This is a genomic window from Klebsiella sp. K-Nf6 (assembly GCF_002806655.1).
GTDB lineage: Bacteria > Pseudomonadota > Gammaproteobacteria > Enterobacterales > Enterobacteriaceae > Klebsiella > Klebsiella variicola.
Genome location: NZ_PIBN01000007.1, coordinates 26,550 through 42,666 on the forward strand (window position 1 = coordinate 26,550; position 16,117 = coordinate 42,666).

Annotated in this window: 13 protein-coding genes and 1 tRNA gene; 6 read left to right on the forward strand and 8 right to left on the reverse strand. The window is 56.3% G+C overall.

Features of this window, described 5'->3' with window-relative positions; all coding sequences use genetic code 11:
* Together CWM61_RS13510 and CWM61_RS13515 are read right to left on the reverse strand one after the other, a co-directional pair.
* Positions 1-1,020 (reverse strand): alpha-ketoacid dehydrogenase subunit beta, encoded by a 1,020-nt coding sequence (locus CWM61_RS13510; protein WP_002889881.1) that lies wholly within the window; start codon positions 1,018-1,020, stop codon positions 1-3.
* An 11-nt stretch (positions 1,021-1,031) separates the two neighbouring features.
* Positions 1,032-1,991, reverse strand: coding sequence for a thiamine pyrophosphate-dependent dehydrogenase E1 component subunit alpha (locus CWM61_RS13515; protein WP_100631395.1), 960 nt, complete (start codon positions 1,989-1,991; stop codon positions 1,032-1,034).
* 252 nt (positions 1,992-2,243) lie between these two features.
* Here CWM61_RS13515 and CWM61_RS13520 point away from each other — a divergent pair, with 252 nt between their 5' ends.
* Complete coding sequence (locus tag CWM61_RS13520; protein ID WP_100631396.1) at positions 2,244-5,009, forward strand: LuxR C-terminal-related transcriptional regulator; 2,766 nt, start codon at positions 2,244-2,246, stop codon at positions 5,007-5,009.
* A gap of 253 nt (positions 5,010-5,262) precedes the next feature.
* Here CWM61_RS13520 and CWM61_RS13525 read toward each other — a convergent pair whose 3' ends face one another.
* The 4 genes from CWM61_RS13525 to CWM61_RS13540 all read right to left on the reverse strand — a co-directional run bounded on the left by CWM61_RS13525 (position 5,263) and on the right by CWM61_RS13540 (position 9,482).
* The gene (locus CWM61_RS13525; protein ID WP_100631397.1) at positions 5,263-5,979 is read right to left on the reverse strand and encodes a glutamine amidotransferase; all 717 of its coding nucleotides are present in this window, start codon (positions 5,977-5,979) and stop codon (positions 5,263-5,265) included.
* 1 nt (position 5,980) lies between these two features.
* Positions 5,981-7,675: an assimilatory sulfite reductase (NADPH) hemoprotein subunit gene (cysI, locus tag CWM61_RS13530; RefSeq protein WP_100631398.1), complete on the reverse strand. Its 1,695-nt coding sequence runs from the start codon at positions 7,673-7,675 to the stop codon at positions 5,981-5,983.
* Positions 7,676-7,963: 288 nt separating this feature from the next.
* Positions 7,964-8,311, reverse strand: coding sequence for an AraC family transcriptional regulator (locus tag CWM61_RS13535; protein WP_100631399.1), 348 nt, complete (start codon positions 8,309-8,311; stop codon positions 7,964-7,966).
* 217 nt (positions 8,312-8,528) lie between these two features.
* On the reverse strand, positions 8,529-9,482 hold the full coding sequence (locus CWM61_RS13540; protein WP_100631400.1) for an AraC family transcriptional regulator: 954 nt from the start codon (positions 9,480-9,482) through the stop codon (positions 8,529-8,531).
* Between the two features lie 109 nt (positions 9,483-9,591).
* Here CWM61_RS13540 and CWM61_RS13545 point away from each other — a divergent pair, with 109 nt between their 5' ends.
* The 5 genes from CWM61_RS13545 to CWM61_RS13565 are packed head-to-tail and all read left to right on the forward strand — an operon-like array spanning position 9,592 to position 13,946.
* On the forward strand, positions 9,592-10,143 hold the full coding sequence (locus CWM61_RS13545; RefSeq protein WP_074386784.1) for a carboxymuconolactone decarboxylase family protein: 552 nt from the start codon (positions 9,592-9,594) through the stop codon (positions 10,141-10,143).
* Positions 10,144-10,176: 33 nt separating this feature from the next.
* Positions 10,177-11,235, forward strand: a complete 1,059-nt coding sequence (locus tag CWM61_RS13550) for an acyl-CoA dehydrogenase family protein (protein WP_100631401.1) — start codon at positions 10,177-10,179, stop codon at positions 11,233-11,235.
* Positions 11,232-12,032 carry an ABC transporter ATP-binding protein gene (locus tag CWM61_RS13555; protein WP_100631402.1) on the forward strand — a complete coding sequence of 267 codons (801 nt, stop codon included), beginning with the start codon at positions 11,232-11,234 and terminating at the stop codon, positions 12,030-12,032. Before CWM61_RS13550 ends, CWM61_RS13555 begins: the two co-directional genes overlap by 4 nt.
* Positions 12,016-13,206 (forward strand): ABC transporter substrate-binding protein, encoded by a 1,191-nt coding sequence (locus tag CWM61_RS13560; protein ID WP_100631403.1) that lies wholly within the window; start codon positions 12,016-12,018, stop codon positions 13,204-13,206. Before CWM61_RS13555 ends, CWM61_RS13560 begins: the two co-directional genes overlap by 17 nt.
* Positions 13,203-13,946, forward strand: coding sequence for an ABC transporter permease (locus CWM61_RS13565; RefSeq protein WP_100631404.1), 744 nt, complete (start codon positions 13,203-13,205; stop codon positions 13,944-13,946). The genes CWM61_RS13560 and CWM61_RS13565 overlap by 4 nt, the downstream gene beginning before the upstream one ends.
* A gap of 718 nt (positions 13,947-14,664) precedes the next feature.
* On the opposite strand, the gene CWM61_RS13570 is transcribed toward CWM61_RS13565, so the two are convergent.
* Together CWM61_RS13570 and proA are read right to left on the reverse strand one after the other, a co-directional pair.
* Positions 14,665-14,740 (reverse strand) — tRNA-Thr (locus CWM61_RS13570).
* A gap of 113 nt (positions 14,741-14,853) precedes the next feature.
* Positions 14,854-16,107, reverse strand: a complete 1,254-nt coding sequence (gene proA, locus CWM61_RS13575; protein WP_008805305.1) for a glutamate-5-semialdehyde dehydrogenase — start codon at positions 16,105-16,107, stop codon at positions 14,854-14,856.
* Positions 16,108-16,117 lie beyond the last annotated feature (10 nt).

Below are 16,117 nucleotides of genomic sequence, written 5' to 3' on the forward strand. Positions count from 1 at the left end.
TTAATCCTCCAGCACTTGACGGACGGCGGCTTCGATACGTTCAACGCCAGGGATCCAGAGTTTTTCGAGAGCAGGGGAGAACGGGACCGGCGTGTGTGGCGGTGTCACCAGCAGAACGGGCGCTTTGAGAAAATGGAATGCCTGGGACGCAATCAGCGCCGCGACATCATGAGCAAAACCGAAGCGTGCAGCGGATTCGTCGACAATCACTACCCGCCCTGTGGAAGCCACCGATTCCAGAATACCTTCCTCATCCAGCGGCGAAATGGTTCGCGGGTCGACCACCTCGACCGAGATCCCCTCTCTGGCCAGTTTGTCCGCCACCTGGTTTGCTTTATGTACCATTGCCGACAACGCAATGATGGTGACGTCCTCTCCTTCGCGAGTGTAGTTGGCTACACCTAGCGGGATGGTATAGATCTCGTCCGGTACCTCGCCCTTGAGGTCGTACAGCATTTTATGCTCGCAGAATACCACCGGGTCGTCGTCGCGAATGGACTGGATTAACAGACCCTTGACGTCATAAGGCGTCGAGGGCACCACCACCTTCAGTCCAGGCGTGGTGGCAAAGATATTATAGGGTGACTGTGAATGCTGGGCCGCGGCGGAAAACCCCGCGCCGATCATCCCTCGCATCACCAGCGGAGCTCTGGCTTTACCACCAAACATGTAGCGGAACTTAGCCGCCTGGTTGTACAGTGCATCGTGACTCACACCAAAAAAATCCATGAACATCAGTTCCGCGACCGGCCGCAGACCCGTTGCTGCGGCGCCGGCCGCCATACCGATGATGGCCGACTCGGTAATGGGCGTGTCGATCACCCGATCGGAGCCGAACTGCGTCCACAGCCCTTTAGTGACACCTAGCACACCGCCAAAGGCTTCAATCTTCGCCTCTTCGGGCGCATTTCCGCCATGACCGCCACGCAAGTCTTCACCGATGAGCACCACGCGTTCATCGCGTTCCATTTCCTGAGCCAGGGCTTCCTTGACCGCTTCACGATAGGTTTTTATTGTCATGGTTATCACCCTCAGTATGAGACGTACACGTCTGTCAGCAGGTCTTCCGGAGCCGGATAGGCAGCGGCGCGGGCCTTCAATACGGCATCGTTGACCAGGGCTTCTACTTCCTTGTCAATCGCCGCCAGTTCTTCCTGGGTGATATGTTGCTTGACCTTAGCGGTGAAAATCTTCAGCGGATCATGTTGTTCACGCAGGCGTTGCACTTCACCTTCCGCGCGGTATAGCGCGGGATCGCCCTCAAAATGACCATGCCAGCGGAAGGCTTTGGCCTCTATGACGCTTGGGCCACCGCCTTCTCGCGCACGCTTGACCGCCTCTGAGGTTGCCTCATAAACCGCAAAGAAATCGGTGCCATCGACGGTCACTGCCGGCAGGCCGAAGCCAGCGGCGCGCCGGGCGATATCACGCCCACCCACGGCGTAGTCATGGCCGGTCCCTTCGCCGTAACCGTTATTCTCGAAAATAAAGACGGCTGGAAGCTGGAGCACGACGGCCATATTGATGGCTTCAAAGACCAGGCCCTGATTAGAACCACCATCGCCCGTAAAAGAGACACCGACGTTGCCGGTTTTTAGCGTTTTTGCTGTTAGCGCGGCGCCGATGGCCAAGGGAGGGGCCCCACCAACGATAGCGTTAGCCCCCAGCATTCCTTTCGACAGATCGGCAATGTGCATCGAGCCACCCTTACCGCGACATAACCCGCTGTCCTTACCGAATATTTCGGCCATCATGCCGTGAATGTCACAACCTTTAGCAATACAGTGGCCATGTCCACGGTGTGTTGAACCAATGAAATCTGCGCTCGTTAAATTTTCGCAGACCCCCACCGCGATGGCCTCTTCACCGGTGTAAAGGTGAATGAAGCCCGGAATATCACCGCTGGTATTTTCCTGATGTAACCGCTCTTCAAAGGTCCTGATCTCCCGCATCTTGCGGTAAGCCTGCAATAACGCCTGTTTGCTGAGCATCGTTTAATTCTCCTCAATAAAGGTCACCCAGGCGGGGCCAACAGACAAGGCGGATAACCCTGGCCACACCCATGCAATGAATCTACGAGCGGTTAAAGGGAGTGCGAAGCCACCTTCATGGGGGGGTAGGTGGGGGTTTTCATGCTTGAGGTCAAACTTTCTAAATTTTGTGTAGCAATAAAGTTTGGCTGCCCCATGTCATCCCGGGGGCTGGCGTACAATTGAAAAAAACAAAACGAGTAGACACCACGGATGAAGCCATTGGATTTAGAAGGTCGCCAATCACCCTCACTGGTCTCCGGGCCATTGCGGCTGACGCGAGGCTTGCCGCTAATCCTGACCAAATTCGTCCCGCCTCGCTCCTCAATACAATTGCTGGAGCGTCCCCGGCTTCTTCAGCTTCTCAGTCCCGTTCAGCAGTGCCGGCTGGGCGTCGTCTGCGCCGGCGCTGGATTTGGCAAAACCACGTTGTTGGCGCAATGGCATCAGCAGATGGTCGCCCAGGGCGAACGTATCGCCTGGCTGAGCCTCGATGAGGATGATGATGACGTATGGCAGTTTATTCCTTATCTGCTGCAAGCATTGCGTCCTCTCTATGCTGACTGGGACGCCGATTTCTGGCGTGACATGGAAGAACAGAAGCTCTCCAGCTCCGAGCAACTGCTGGCCGGGCTCATTAACCAGCTACACTACTGCCCGCATGACGTATACCTGATCATCGACGACTTTCACGTGATTAACGATCGTGGGGTCTATGAAGCCCTGGGGTATTTAATCAAGCATGCGCCTGCCGCCTTGCATCTGATCATTGGCAGCCGTTTCCACCCGAATCTTGCGCTGAGCCAGCTGCAGGCCCAGGACCAACTGGTGGAAATCTATGATCGAGACCTGCAATTCACGCTCGAAGAAACAAAACACTATTTTAGCCGCACGGTTGCGCTACCCCTCAGCAACCACCATGCACAGCGGCTACAGTCCGTGACAGAGGGCTGGATTGCAGGGATGAAGATCGCTTCATTGTCCGCAGAATTACAGCATGATCCCGAGCATCTGTTGCGCAATATGCATGGAGGAACACGGTCCATTGCCCGCTATCTGAAAGAGGTGGTACTGGATCCGCTGCCGGAAGAGGTTCTCGATTTCCTGGTAAAAACGTCCTTCCTCAGTCGGTTAAATGCCGAATTATGCAACGCAGTGACAGGACGAGATGATAGTAAAGCGATGCTGGCATGGATTGAGCGACACAACCTTTTTTTGTCAGCCCTTGACGAACAAGGCTACTGGTTCCGCTACCATCCTCTGTTGCAGGAAAATCTTCGGACCATGCTGCAGCAGAACAACGATATTGATCGCAAACAGCTACATGAATTAGCCAGTCATTGGTTCGTCGAACAGAAGCTGTGGTCTGAGGCGGTACGCCATGCGCTCAGCGCAGGCAAGCCGGTGCATAGCCCCGTACAGGACGGCGCAAGCGCTCAGTCACTGGCGGAAGAAGGGGATATCGATACCCTGATTTCATGGATGCATCATTTACCGCCCAGTACCGATCCTTCGCGCATTGACCTGCAAATTAATCTGGCCTGGGCACTGGCGCATTATTTCCACTTTGATGAGTCGAGGCAGCTGCTTGATAACCTCGATCAGATGGTACTTCATCATCGTGAGGATTTAACCCGCAGCACCTGGTGTAAATTGCGGGTTGTGCGGGCAATTTGCGAAGCCTTTGCGGAAAACATCCCGGAGAGTCTGGCTATTGTTCAGCCATTGCTGGCCGAAGTGCCCTGCGGCGACACCTGGGTTGATGGTCTGATATGCAATATTCTCAGCTATTGCCATGTTGTTAACCAGCGCTATCACGACGCGCTGGAGGTTCAACAGCATATGCCCTCTCCGGAAAGTCCTTTAGATAATCTGTTTGTCTCGGTTTATCGCGCTTTTATCATTGCCCAGTGCCATCTTTGTCAGGGCGATCTGGGGAAAGCCGGGTGGTACGCAGAGAAAACGTTGCGTCAGGCTGAATGTTATACCGGTACCCAGTCGACCAGTGGCGCGACGCTGGCGCCGCTGCTGGCGGAGATAGCCTATGAATGTCAGAGTGGCGACTCGCCCGATCATCTGTTAGCCGACCGGCTCGAATTCATCGACCGATTCAGTCCACCCGATGCGCTGAGTCGTTGCTATACCTATCTCGCGCGTCAGGCTCTGGATGGCGATATGCCGTATGAGGCCGAGCGATTGCTGGAGCATGCGCAGCGTCTTGCCGTGTCTCGCGGCTGGCAACGGCTCCAGGCCATGATGTTAGCCGAGCAGGTGAGGGTGCGACTGCAGCGCGGCAATGTCACAGGCGCAGAGCAACTGCAGCGACAACTCGAACAAATGGCCGCCAGCTTCAGAATGGATGCCGAACACCCCTGTCAACGCGCTATCGCTCTGTCTGCATCCCTTAGCCACTGTCGCCTTCTTCTCGCCAGAGGCCAGGCGCCGCAAGCCTGTATTCTCCTGGCTGAGATGGTCTCCGATCAGGAAAGCCGGGGGGACAGGTTAACCGCAGCGCGTCTGCGTACGCTCTGGTCATTAGCCTTATGGAGCAGCGGCAAAACTGCGGCAGCGCGCACGACATTTCAGCCAGTCGTGCAGCTGGCTGAACAACAGCATCTCAAGGGGCTCTTTCTTGACGCTGGCGATACCTTGCAACCTTTGCTTATCGGTATGAACGATTCCTCTTTGGCTTGTACAGAGGAAGGGATAATCCATGAACCCTGGGCCGGCAAGCGCGCGCCTGCAGATGGAACACCGTTTAATAGTGGAAGCCCCGATATTCATGGCGAGCTGAGCGAGCGAGAGTTGCAGATATTACAACTGATCGCTGAAGGTCAGATGAATAAAGAAATTGCTCGCTCCCTCGCTATTTCTGCCGAGACGGTCAAATGGCACATCAAAAATATCTACGCGAAGCTCAAAGTGAATAGCCGCACTCAAGCGATGAGCCGGGCGCTGGAGATGAAATTACTGGATTAACGGTTTGAACAGGGAGGCAGTTTTGATGTCCTTGCTCAGCGATAAGTGCGTTGAGTTTAAGGGGGCGACGCCAGGGGAAAGCAACCCTGGTGTAAACCCAGAGAGGCTTTTATCTTGATGTAGAGTGGTACTGCTTTCCGGGAGGAGATCACTGCTATTCAATATTCTTTCCTGGTTGCCGGCTATCAGCGAATACTGGTGGAGCAGGGAGGCAGGCCCTGCCTGCCGCAGCGATTAAACCGTTTTCTCATGCTTATGACTGGCATAAGCGGGGGGCATTATCCTTGCACCAGAGATAATAGAAGCGCCTGAGCAGTTCTTGTGGCCAGGCTGGTTCGCCGGACATCTCGGCCATTTCCAACCCTTCGCCGCACTGTTTGAGGCAGGCGGCCATAATATCCCAGGTAAATTCCGGGTGGAACTGTACCGAATACGCCGTGTCGCTATAGCGCAGAATCTGGCAGACGTCCCGGGTGGAAAAAGCCAGTACGCTGGCACCTTCCGGCGGCCGTAGCACGGTTTGCCGGTGAGAAAGCCAGGCCGCGAAGCGACCGGGACATGTCGTTAGCAGCGGGGCAGTGCTGTTTTCGGCGATCTGGATCAGCTGAAGCCCATGTTCACTCCCAAGCGGGTTATCCGCAACCAGCCCTCCCAGCGCGTGGGCAATCAGCTGGTGGCCATAGCCGACGCCAAGCAATGGCAGGTTCAGGGCGTGGGCGAGGCGTATCCATTGCGCGGTCTCCTCGCTCCACGCCAACCGGTCGGTGACCATCGCCCAGGAGCCGCTGATGATGGCACCGCAGATTGTGTCGATAGCGGGCAGGAGCTCATGGTGATCCGGGCGAAAAACCCGGTACTCCCCGCGGGTTAAGGCGAGCGCCTGAACGAACCATCGGCTTTGCTCGCCTGCCTCCTGGCGGATGACCGCCGGCGGATCGCCCATTTGAATAATCGCCAACGGCCTGGCCATCTTAATCCTGCAGATAAAAGTCGATGCTGGAGTTCAGTACCGGGCGAATAATCCCCGTCTGTATCGCAAAGTCGCCGAACGTCTCATCCGGGTTAGCCGCCTGCGCCCAGGCGCTCAGTAACGCGTCAAGGTCGCGGATAATCTCCTCAAGCGGCTGGTTCTCTTTATAGAGGCGAGGAATACGCGTTCCCTCGCGGTTGCCGCCGAGGTATACGTCATAGCGGCCCACGGCGCGGCCAACGAGGCCGATTTCGGCCAGCATCGCCCGGCCACAGCCGTTAGGGCAGCCGGTGACGCGAAATATCACGTCCCGATCGGCAATTCCGTTACGTATTAAGATAGCGTCAAGGCGATCGACGATGTCCGGCAGCACGCGTTCGGCCTCGGCCATCGCCAGCGGACAGGTGGGATAGGAGACGCAGGCCATCGCGCTTTTTCGCTGCGGCGATACCGTGTCATCAATCAGGGAATAGCGCTGCGCCAGTGCGTCAATCTGTGCTCGGTTGCGCTCGCTGACGCCGGCGATAATGATATTTTGATTGGGGGTTAAGCGAAAATCGCCCGTGTGGACGGCGGCGATGGCGGCCAGGCCCGATTTGAGCGGCTTGCCGGGCTTATCAATCAACCTGCCGCTGGGGATAAACAGGGTGAGATGGTGCTTACCGTCGATCCCTTCGACCCAGCCGATACGATCGCCGCGACTGCTGAAAGCGTAAGGGCGCAGCGGTTGGAATGCCAAGCCTGCCCGCAGCTCGACTTCCGCTTTAAACACCTCAATGCCGAGTCGATCGATAGTATATTTTGTTTTAGCGTTGCGTCGATTTGCGCGGTTTCCCAGGTCTCTTTGGGTGGCGACAACGGCGGTGGCAACCGCCAGCGTAGCGTTCAAAGGAATATACCCCAGCTCCGTCGCCAGGCGCGGATAGGTACTCTGATCGCCGTGGGTCATCGCGAGGCCGCCGCCTACAAGCACGTTGAAGCCCGTCAACTGCCCATTGTCGCCGATAGCGATAAAGTTAAGATCGTTGGCGTGTAAATCGACGTCGTTTTGCGGCGGAATGACCACCGCGGTTTTAAATTTGCGCGGCAGATAGTTGTTGCCCAGAATGGTTTCTTCTTCCGGCTGTGCGATCTTTTCACCGTCCAGCCAGACTTCGGCATAGGCGTTTGTTTTCGGCAACAGATGCTCCGATATCTTTTTAGCCCACTCGTAAGCCTGATGATGAAGCCTTGACTCCACCGGATTTGAAGTACACAGCACGTTACGGTTGACGTCGCCCGCCGTCGCCCGCGAATCGAGACCCAACTGATGCAATAGCCGATGAACCGGCTTGATATTGCGTTTTAGCACGCCGTGTAGCTGCAGTGCCTGGCGGTTGGTGATGCGGATGCTGCCGTAAAGCGTATGCTGCGACGCAAACTCGTCAATCCCCAGCCACTGCTGCGGGCTGATGATCCCGCCGGGTAAACGCACCCGCAGCATCACCGTATGCAGCGGTTCCAGCATTTGCGCCGCTCTTTCCTGGCGAATATCGCGATCGTCCTGCTGGTACATACCGTGAAAGCGGATCAGCTGAAAGTTATCGCCGAGAAATCCGCCGGTTAATTCGTTATGCAGATCTTCTTTAATCGTGCCGCGCAGAAGCTGGCTCTGCTGTTTCAATCGTTCATTATCCGAAAATTCATCATTGCTCATTATAGTGTTCTCAACAGAGTGCGGGTTAATTCACCCGAAAATACCAGTGAATTACATCACAGCGGATCCTTCACCAACATGAACAGTTTGTTTGTTAATCGATATAACAGTTGTTATAACTACTGATTCTAATTAATTATTATTCGTTCTGAGTTATTTTTCCGTTATTCGTTAGCGATTATTTTGATAATGGTTGAGCGCATCGCCGATAGATGGTATCAGGGAGGTAGTGATATTGGGGGGCAGCGCGCAGCGATTTATTTTTTATGTGCTGCGACTGCCGGCAGGCTATGTAAGGCAGGAGTGGTATGGATATAGATGCTGAATCTGATTGAAAAACGCATGTTTACTTTTGAAATTATATTTAAGGTAGGCCGAGTCGGCATCTTCAATACCGAGGATGATATCCATCATCGCATATTCGATTTTTTTATGGCTGATAAAGGTGTTGACGGTCATTCCGGTTTGTTTTTTGAAAATGCGATGCACATATTGCCGGGAAACTTGCAGATATTCAGAAATATCATAAACTGAAATGTTATTTTTTATATTTTGATAAATATATTGTATGGCGGAATTCACCAATGTCTGGCTGTTGGATATTATGCTGTCGGAGAGTTGAACATGGTGTTGCATAGATACTACTTCTTTTTTAACTATATCTTTTTTATTGTAGGTAATTTAAAACAAAACGAAATATACAATATTGTGGTTTTTATGGATAACAGTATTACGAGTCCGTGATGATCGAGATTTTAGCGCAGGCGTTTTGTCGGCGTCATTTCCGCTCGCACAGCAGAGTATGGCCTGAAGCATGGCCGATCGCAATCAACCATGCCGCAGCAGGGGTGAGTTAAACGATTTCGTTTATCTGCAGATAATTCCGGCCGTGAAATTGCTGAGCGGCGGCGTTGTCCCGGCACTGCTGACTGTAGCGGCCGGGGGTGACCCCTGTGATGCGTTGAAATGCGCGATTAAACGCGGCCTGGGATAGATAGCCGACTCGTTCCGCGCTCTGCGTCAGGCTTACACCGCCGGCGATGTGCTGGCAGGCCAGTGCAATGCGAATATGGCGCACAATTTCTGCAGGTGGCAGCGGCGAAACCTGGTTAAAGCGCTGAATAAACCACGAGCGCGACAGGCCCGATGCGCGCGCCATGGCTTCCACCGTCCAGGAGCGTGCCGGAAACAAGACAATCTCCGCCATCAGATTGAGGAATTCTGTTGTCAGCGGAATATTATCCAACGGCGTCTTCACCGTATGGCTGGATAAATAGTGGCGGATCACCATAAAAAAGAGTAATTCCGTCAGCGAAGCGATAAGCTTTTCACTGCGTAGCGCCGTCTGTGTCGCTTCCCGATTAATCACCGCCACCAGTTTGCCGATGGAGCCGGACCGGTCGTCCTGTGCTTTAAATACGATAACCTGCGGCAAAAAGCTCAACAGCATCTGGCTAATGGTGGTTTTAAAGGTAATAAAACCGCAGGCTAATGCGGTGCTGGTCTCATCTTTGTAAGTCAGCGGCTGCATTTCCTGCACCGGCGCGCGGTAGGCGCTTTGCGCATTTTCATGGGAGGAAAGAACGAATGGACAATCCTGTAAAATAAAAACCATATCGCCTTTTTCAAGACGTAACGCGCTGGAATGCTGGGCGCAATGCAGCCAGCAGTGCCCCTCCATCACCAGGTGATAGCTGGCCTTTCCACTGCCCGAAGTGCCGCCTTTCCACGAGCCGCAATACTTGCCCACATGGAAAACGGAGTTCTCAATGCTCAGATTATCTAATAACCATTCGCTATTTAGCATAGTAAAAAAGAATAAAGAAAGGACGAATGAACAATAATCAACTTTTTATCAGTATTGCTCCCCATGTTCAATAAAAACATACTGATTGTAATTTAACAGGAGGCTAATTATGACAAGAATTACCTTGCAGACCCTGGCAACGGCTCCAGAGGAATCAAAAACTTATCTGGAAAATGCCCAGCGTTCTTCAGGATTTATTCCCAACTTATTACTGGCGCTGTCTAATTCGCCGCAGGCGCTGCAAACATATATAACAGTTGGCGCTATAAATAATAATAACAGTCTATCCGCAGCGGAACGAGAAACGGTGCAATTAATTGCTGCAACTGTCCATGGTTGCGGTTTTTGCGTGGCGGGACACAGCGCAACGGTCGAAAAGAAAAAGATCATGTCTCCGGCCGATTTACAGGCGCTACGCAAGCGGCAGCCGCTGCCAGACCCGCATCTTGAAGCCATTGCCAGCTTCGCCCGCGAAGTCATCGCCACGCGCGGCGCGGTTAGCGAGGCGGCATGGCAGGCGTTTCGCGCGGCGGGTTACGGCGAGCGCCAGGCGCTGGATGTGATCCTCGGCGTCAGCTTGGCCACGCTGTGCAACTTCGCCAATAGCTTGGCGCAAACGCCGCTCAATACCGAGCTAAGTCCGTGGGCCTGGTCCGACTAAATCTGGCCCGTTCTCTGCTGAAGGAGAGTACGCATGCTACATCATTCATTACGCGAGTGGCTTGACGACCGGGCGGCGGAACTCGACCGTTCCAGTGAACTTAGCCACGCGTTATTGCTAAAGCTGGCGCAAGCGAACCTGTTTCGTATCGGGATCGCGCCGGCGCTCGGGGGCAGCGGCGGTACGCTGCTGGATGCGATTGATGCCATTAGCGCGGTGGCCCGCCATTCGCTGACGGCGGCGTTTATGTTTTGGGGACACCGTACCTACATCGACATCCTGACGCAGGCGCCACAGAGCGCGTTATGCGATCGCATATTGCCCGATCTGCTGGCCGGCCAGCTGGCGGGGGCGACGGGTTTATCCAACGCGATGAAATTCCTCTCCGGGCTCGAAGAGCTGCAGATCGGCGGCGTAGCTGACGGGGAGGGGGGCTGGCGGCTCTCCGGGCAGCTTCACTGGGTTACCAATTTACAAACCCGCGGTTTCCAGGCGGTGACGGTTGTTCAGCCTGTTGGCGGCGGTGAACCGTTCATCGCCAGCATCGGATCCGGCCTTGCCGGCGTGTCGCGCTCTGCCGATCTTGCGCTGATGGCGATGCAGGGCAGCGCCACGGCGGCATTGCACTTTGACGATGTCGCGCTGGAAAAAGACGGGGTGATCCATTCTGCCGCCCGGACGTTTTTGCCCGCGGTGCGCCCGCGTTTTCTCGGTTTGCAGTGCGGCATGGCGCTAGGGCTGGCCGAATGTATTCTTGACGAGTGCCGCGACCGATTAAGCGACGGCCATGTGCTGCGCGGGGAATGGCAGACGCTGGCACAGCGCTATCGCCAGATCCGCAGAGACCTTTACGCCGGGGTGGAAAGCCAGCGCTTTGTACAGCAGCCCGGTGAACTGTTCCGGCTACGTATCGGGCTGGTCGAACTGGCGATGAGCGGCATACAGCTGGAACTCATGCTCGCGGGAGGCCGGGCCTATCTATCGCCGCAGGGCGATCGGACCGCGCGCCGCTGGCGCGAATGTGCTTTCCTTCCGCTGGTCACCCCCAGTGTTGTGCAGCTGAAACAGCAGCTGGCAAGGCTGCCGGCATGAGCGTGTTACTGCATGCCAGCCACCTTGAGGTGGGGTATCACCGCGGGCAGGCAACGACCCGCCTGCTGCAGGATTTCAACTTTTCGCTGGCGGAAAATGAAATTGTCGCCGTAGTGGGAGCCAGCGGCGTCGGGAAGTCGAGCCTGCTGCGGATCCTCGCCGGGCTGGAAAAGCCGCTGGCTGGAGAGGTGAGCTACCTCGGCCAGCCGCTGGACGGCCCGCATCCCCACCTTTCGGTGGCTTTCCAGGACCCCACGCTGCTGCCCTGGCGCACTCTGGAACAGAATGTCGCTTTTGGCCTCGATTTCCGCCATCAGCCGCGGCTTGAGGCGCACGAACGTCAGGAACGCGTGCGGCAGGCGATTGCGTCGGTCGGTCTGATTACCCATCTCAGCAAGCTACCGACCCAGCTTTCCGGCGGGATGGCACAGCGCGTGGCGCTAGCCCGATGTCTGGCGCGGCGGCCGAAAGTGATGCTGCTTGATGAGCCGTTTAGCGCGCTGGATGAAGTCACCCGCCATGATATGCAGCGGCTGCTGATCGCCGTGCTGAATCAACACCGGATGTCGGCGCTGCTGATTACCCATGACATTGATGAGGCGCTGCTGGTGGCGGACCGGGTTATTTTGCTGGGCGGCGCTCCGGGCCGCCTGATGGGCGAATGGCGCCCGCAGATCCCGCATCCGCGTGATAATGCGCTGGAGGCGCTCGCTGCCCTGCGGCTGGACATATTGAAGAAACTGCGTGATGTGCGCGCGGATACCGATGCGGAGAAACGCTATGTGCCTGATGTGTGATGCGATGTCGCGCCGCGACTTTCTGAAATTGAGCGCGCTGCTGAGCGCTGGAGCCGCACTACCGCTGGTAATGCAACAGCAGGCGCGCGCCGCCGCTGAACCGGACGCGCCGGTCAGAGTCGGCTATCTGCCGATCGTCGACGCGGCGCCGCTGCTGGTGGCGCACGGGCTGGGCCTGTTCGACAAGGCCGGGGTGAAGGCCGAGCGTCCGGTGATGTTCCGCAGCTGGTCGCAACTGACAGAGGCGTTTATCGGCGGCCGGGTGAACGTGATTCATATGCTTTCGCCGGTAACGATTTGGGCGCGCTACCAGGCGAAGCTGCCGGCCAAAGTGGTGGCCTGGAACCATACCAACGGTTCGGCGCTGACCGTAGCGCCGCAAATTAGCCGCGTCGAAGAGCTGGAGGGGAAAACCGTCGCCGTACCTTTCTGGTACTCAATACACAACGTGGTGCTGCAGCAAATATTGCGCAGCGCCGGGCTGCAGACAGTCACCGGCGCGCCGGGGAAAAAACAGGTTCGCCTGCTGGTACTTTCACCCGCGGATATGGTGCCCGCGCTGGCGGCCGGGCAGATTCAGGGTTTTATCGTCGCTGAGCCCTTTAACGCGCTAGCCGAAACACGCCATGTCGGGCGGATCCTGCGCTTTACCGGCGATGTCTGGCAAAACCACGCCTGCTGCGTGGTCATGATGCACGAAAGCGATCTCAGCATGCGCCCGGCATGGAGCCAGAGCGTGACCGACGCGCTGGTTAACGCCCAGCAGTGGATCCGCCAGCACCGGGCGGAAACGGCCCAATTGCTGTCGCACAGCGATGAACATCGCTATACCCCACACGACGCCGACGTGCTTCGCCAGGTGCTGTTGCCGACGCCAGCGATGCAGGCTAGCTGGCAAAAGGACGGCGCTATCCGCCACGATGCGTGGCACCAGCAGCGGATTGATTTCCAGCCATGGCCGTACGCCAGCTATTTCGCATCGCTCACCGACCAGCTAAAGCAGACGGTGATGGAGGGCAATAGCGATTTTCTCGCCCGACTCAACGGGCAGCAAGTCGCCGCCGATCTGGTAGCGTCGGATTTTGTGCGTCAAAGTATCGTCCGCGCCGGCGGTATGACCGCGTTTGGTCTTCCCGACGGCGAGTTTGACCGTGAGGAAACGATCGCACCATGAAACCGATTTTAATCCGTATTGGCTGGGCGCTGCCTGGTCTGGCGCTGCTGCTGCTGATCTGGGGGGCAATCACTCACTTTGCCGGCGGAATGGCCGGGCTATTCGCGCCGGAAAACGCCTTGCGTAGCCTTCAGGAGATGCTTGCCCAGGGGGAGCTGGCGCGCAATATTGCCATCAGCTTGTCGAGGGTGGCGGTTGGCTTGGGGCTGGCGCTGATCGTCGGTATCCCGTGCGGCTTGCTGATGGGCTGCTCGGCGGCAAGCGAACGCCTGGCGATGCCGGCTCTGCAGTTTTTGCGCATGATCTCGCCGCTCTCGTGGATGCCCGTCGCCGTGATGCTGCTGGGGATCGGCGATCGGCCGATCTGGTTCTTGCTTAGCTTTGCCGCCGTGTGGCCGGTGCTGCTCAATACCGCCAGCGGCGTCAGGCAACTGCCGCCCGGCTGGCTGCTGCTGGCCCGTTCGTTGAGCGCGACGCGCCGGGAAACGCTTTGGCATATTATTCTGCCCGGTGTTCGCGCCCATATTCTCACCGGCGTCCGGCTGGCCATCGGCATCCTGTGGATTGTGCTGGTGCCTTGTGAAATGTTGGGGGTCAGCTCAGGGCTGGGATATGCCATCCTTGATGCTCGCGACCGGCTGGATTATTCCGCCCTGATGGCGGTGATTGTGACTATTGGCGCGATCGGCTTTTTGATGGACTGGCTGGCCAGGTATTTTATCCGTACGGTTAGCGCCTGATCGCCCTTAACCCCCTGCCGAGGGCGAATGTTCTCGGCATGCCGTAGCGTACCAGCCCATCGGCATGGAAATCAGGGACGGTGCTTGCATGGATTGGGTCAGCCCAGCCACCTTGCGGCGTACGCATCTGAACTCGAGGCTGTACCTTCCCACAGATATAGCCCGGCAAGCCTGCTGGACTGACCCCGAACTATCCGCTTTGTGTAAGCAACGGCGCTCTAAACACAGGAAGGCTATTACCATGTTATAACAGCGCTGGAGCTGAAATGACTCTCTTACAGGACCGGCTTTCTGGCGGTCCCTCTGAAACCTGATCAGGCAATAAACCTCTTCGAAACCCTAACTCTTCTGTTAGATACAAGAGAGAGCGTTCCTGTGATAAAAACTCGATTTTAACCTTAACAATTCTAAACATGTTTAACGTTTTTTTAAGAAATGAAATGCTATTAATTTATTGATATTTTATAAAAAATATTTTTTCAGGCTGGATATATAAAAGCGTATGCATGCCATAAGACACTTCATATCGAAGCTACAGTCTTTTTAAACATCGCATCGTGGGGGTCTCTATCCAGAACAGTGTATGGCAGTTTTGATGCCCTGGTTCAGCGATAAGAACAGTGAGCTTAAGTGCGTTGGTTGCGGGGGAAAAAGTAACCCAGGCGTAACCCCAAACAGGTTTTTAAAGACAGTGGCTTATGTAACTTTTTGATTGAAATGGTGCCGATAATAGGAGTCGAACCTACGACCTTCGCATTACGAATGCGCTGCTCTACCAACTGAGCTATATCGGCCCTGCAAGAGGTGTTCACGAGCGTGAATCACGAGGCAAAAGGTTAGAACTTAGCGGGCGATGCGTCAATAGCCAGTGGAATCAACTGCCTATTTTTGCATCGCCCGTTCTCATTTACGCACGAATGGTATCGTCGCCGAAACCAATCCACTTATAGGTGGTTAACGCTTCCAGTCCCATCGGGCCGCGGGCGTGCAGCTTCTGGGTACTGACCGCCACCTCCGCGCCGAGGCCGAACTGGCCGCCGTCGGTGAAGCGCGTGGAGGCGTTCACGTAGACGGCGGAAGAGTCCACTTCATTGATAAAGCGGTTGGCGTTACGCAGGGTGCGGGTCAGGATGGCGTCGGAGTGCTGGGTGCCATGCTCGCGGATATGGGCGATAGCCTCATCCATATCAGCCACCACTTTGACGTTCAGATCCAGCGACAGATACTCGTCGTCGTACTGCTCCGCTTTCACCGGCTCGACCTTCGCCGGGCCGTTCTGCAGCGCGGGGAGGGCGGAAGGGGCGGCGTGCAGGGTGACGCCGCTCTCGGCCATCTGCTTGCTTAACGCCGGCAGGAAGGTGTCGGCGATGTTGCGGTGCACCAGCAGCGTTTCCACGGTATTGCAGGTACTCGGCCGCTGGGTCTTGGCGTTGACGATGATCTTCAGCGCGGGGGCGATCTCGGCGGTTTCATCAACGAAGATATGGCACACGCCAATCCCGCCGGTGATCACCGGGATCGTTGACTGCTCGCGGCACAGCTTGTGCAGGCCAGCGCCGCCGCGGGGGATCAGCATATCGATGTATTTATCCATCTTCAGCATTTCGCCCACCAGCGCGCGATCCGGGCTCTCAATGGCCTGTACCGCGGCGGCCGGCAGACCGCACTCCTGCAGCGCCTGCTGGATCACCTTCACCGTGGCGGCGTTGGTGCGCCAGGTCTCTTTCCCGCCGCGCAGGATCGCCGCGTTGCCGGTTTTCAGGCACAGGGAGGCGACGTCGACCGTCACGTTGGGTCGCGCTTCATAAATCACGCCAATCACCCCCAGCGGGACGCGGCGACGTTCAATACGCAGACCGCTATCCAGCAGCCCGCCGTCGATCACCTGGCCGACCGGATCGGCCAGATTGCACACCTGGCGCACATCGTTGGCGATGCCGCTCAGACGCGCCGGGGTCAGCGCGAGGCGATCAAGCATCGCTTCACTCAGGCCATTGGCGCGAGCTTCGGCTAAATCTTCCGCGTTGGCGCGCAGAATATCGTCGGTCTGCGCTTCCAGATAATCGGCGATCTTTTCCAGTACCTGGTTCTTTTCCCGGCTGGAGAGTAACGCCAGCTGCCAGGAGGCCGCTTTGGCGGCAATGCCCATTTGTTCCAGCATTTTCAGCTCC

Excerpts from the sequence above, each read along its gene's own strand:
- CWM61_RS13515 (WP_100631395.1), bottom strand. The coding sequence starts at position 1,991 with ATGCTCAGCAAACAGGCGTTATTGCAGGCTTACCGCAAGATGCGGGAG.
- CWM61_RS13545 (WP_074386784.1), top strand. The coding sequence starts at position 9,592 with ATGACAAGAATTACCTTGCAGACCCTGGCAACGGCTCCAGAGGAATCA.
- CWM61_RS13510 (WP_002889881.1), bottom strand. The coding sequence starts at position 1,020 with ATGACAATAAAAACCTATCGTGAAGCGGTCAAGGAAGCCCTGGCTCAG.
- CWM61_RS13520 (WP_100631396.1), top strand. The coding sequence starts at position 2,244 with ATGAAGCCATTGGATTTAGAAGGTCGCCAATCACCCTCACTGGTCTCC.
- CWM61_RS13525 (WP_100631397.1), bottom strand. The coding sequence starts at position 5,979 with ATGGCCAGGCCGTTGGCGATTATTCAAATGGGCGATCCGCCGGCGGTC.
- cysI (WP_100631398.1), bottom strand. The coding sequence starts at position 7,675 with ATGAGCAATGATGAATTTTCGGATAATGAACGATTGAAACAGCAGAGC.
- CWM61_RS13560 (WP_100631403.1), top strand. The coding sequence starts at position 12,016 with ATGTGCCTGATGTGTGATGCGATGTCGCGCCGCGACTTTCTGAAATTG.
- CWM61_RS13540 (WP_100631400.1), bottom strand. The coding sequence starts at position 9,482 with ATGCTAAATAGCGAATGGTTATTAGATAATCTGAGCATTGAGAACTCC.
- CWM61_RS13555 (WP_100631402.1), top strand. The coding sequence starts at position 11,232 with ATGAGCGTGTTACTGCATGCCAGCCACCTTGAGGTGGGGTATCACCGC.
- CWM61_RS13550 (WP_100631401.1), top strand. The coding sequence starts at position 10,177 with ATGCTACATCATTCATTACGCGAGTGGCTTGACGACCGGGCGGCGGAA.
- CWM61_RS13565 (WP_100631404.1), top strand. The coding sequence starts at position 13,203 with ATGAAACCGATTTTAATCCGTATTGGCTGGGCGCTGCCTGGTCTGGCG.
- CWM61_RS13535 (WP_100631399.1), bottom strand. The coding sequence starts at position 8,311 with ATGCAACACCATGTTCAACTCTCCGACAGCATAATATCCAACAGCCAG.
- proA (WP_008805305.1), bottom strand. The coding sequence starts at position 16,107 with ATGCTGGAACAAATGGGCATTGCCGCCAAAGCGGCCTCCTGGCAGCTG.